General features: G+C 48.2%; 2 protein-coding genes. One reads left to right on the plus strand and one right to left on the minus strand.

Going from position 1 to position 1,818, the window contains the following annotated elements; translation table 11 throughout:
* Positions 1–228 (minus strand): RNA-binding protein (locus tag WCO51_13335; GenBank protein ID MEI6514236.1); only part of this gene is annotated, 228 nt, incomplete at its 3' end.
* A 385-nt stretch (positions 229–613) separates the two neighbouring features.
* Here WCO51_13335 and WCO51_13340 point away from each other — a divergent pair.
* Entirely contained in the window at positions 614–1,666 is a 1,053-nt protein-coding gene (locus tag WCO51_13340) for a Gfo/Idh/MocA family oxidoreductase (GenBank protein MEI6514237.1), read from the plus strand.
* Positions 1,667–1,818: the final 152 nt, after the last annotated feature.

The raw sequence follows: 1,818 nt of genomic DNA on the forward strand, positions 1-1,818 counted from the left end.
GCGTGGGCGAGCTTCGTTGACGGTTAAGGTGCGTCCGCCAAAGTCTTTGTTGTTTGTGGCTTCAATAGCTGCCTCTACGTTTTCTGCAGGGACGTCCACGAATCCAAAGCCTCGTCCTTCGACGATGCGTACTTCAGTAACTGGGCCATAAGGCGCAAAGAAATCGCTGAGCACTTGCTCAGTCACGCTGTAGGGCAAATTGCCTACATAAAGGGATTTGGTTGCCAAGATATTCCTCTTTTCGGGGTTTTACCCCGTGGTCTAAGATATGCAGTCTGGCCTAAGGCTTCACTACACGGAACCGCTGGATCCCGAGTACAGGATTGTCCGTTATACAGAAGACACACAAACCGGAAAGCAGTGGAGACATTATACCACAATATTCGCATTATGTCCCGTTCGATTATCGGGCGTATCCTTTAAGGCTTGCATGGCAATACTTATTTAAACAAAGAATTGATGCTATTACCCCCTGATTCAGGGCATAATATTTAGAAAATAATATTTTTAAACAGGTGTGCGAATTATTTGAAAGTTAGTCGAGCCAATGATATGATTTATTAATACTAGGCGCTTGGCTGATATTCACATAATATTTGATGGAGTAGTTGCTGTGAAAAGTGTCGCGATAGGCTTAATCGGTTGTGGAGCAATTGGCTGGGAACATCTTCAGAATGCTGTCGTCTCCAAGCGGGTCAACGTGGTCGCGCTTGCAGATCTTCGCCCAGAACAAGTCCAAAAATATTCAAAAGAATTTCATGTTGAAACGACCTATCCCAACGATATTGAATTGCTTGCAGACCCCAAAGTCGAAGCAGTGATTTTAGCGGTACCCACCGGAGTTCGCGCTGAGATAGCGCTTCGAGCATTTGCGGCGGGGAAGCATGTGCTGATCGAAAAGCCGGTAGCAATGAATGCCGCCGAATTAGAGCAGATGATCGCTGCAAGAGGGAATCTCGTTTCAGCTTGCTGCTCCTCTCGATTTCGCCATCTCGAATCTGCCAATCTCATCACCTCACTAATCGCCGAAGGAGAACTCGGCGAACTGCGAACGGTTTACTGCCGTGTTATCCAATCAGCAGGTCAAGCGCCACAAGGAATTCCAGCCTTATGGCGATTGAGTAAGAAACTGAACGGCGGCGGCATCCTCGTTAATTGGGGGTGTTACGACCTCGATTATCTCCTTGGCATCACCGGCTGGAACCTCAAGCCAAAACAGGTTTTAGCGCAAACTTGGACTCTTCCGCAAGGAATGGAAAACTATGCTGCCCCCGATTCGGATGGTGAAACGCATGTAGTGGCGGCCATTCGATGCGAAGATGGCTGCATGATCCAATACGAACGTGCCGAGGTAGCCGGCGCGAGTTCCGAGCAGGCTTGGCAGCTTATAGGTACGAAAGGCTCGCTTCACCTAACCATTCTTCCAGGGAATCGTTCGATCACTATGGATTTCATCAAACCCGGTGAGGGTGTTTTTTCGAAAACCATCTGGGATGAACAAGAGTTTTGGTCAACCGCTCATGGCGGAGTATTAGAAGATTTCGCCCAAGCCATCCAAGAAGGCATTGAACCAAAAACCACCTTAGAACATGCCCTAATAATGCAAAATCTTGTCGACGCCATCTACAAATCATCAGACTTGGGAGAAGCTGTTACGATAGATTGAAAACTCGATACTTCAGTAGCATAGAGTTAGCGCCGCTGCCGAAACCCTTTTAAGGCTTGCTCCCTCCTCCGCCCGGAGACAGGAGAGGGTTCCGGAATCTTGCTTCTTGCTTCTTGCTCTCCCCCTAACACCCATCACCTATCACCTTTTCC

It is taken from the genome of bacterium, from assembly GCA_037131655.1.
Taxonomy (GTDB): domain Bacteria; phylum Armatimonadota; class Fimbriimonadia; order Fimbriimonadales; family JBAXQP01; genus JBAXQP01.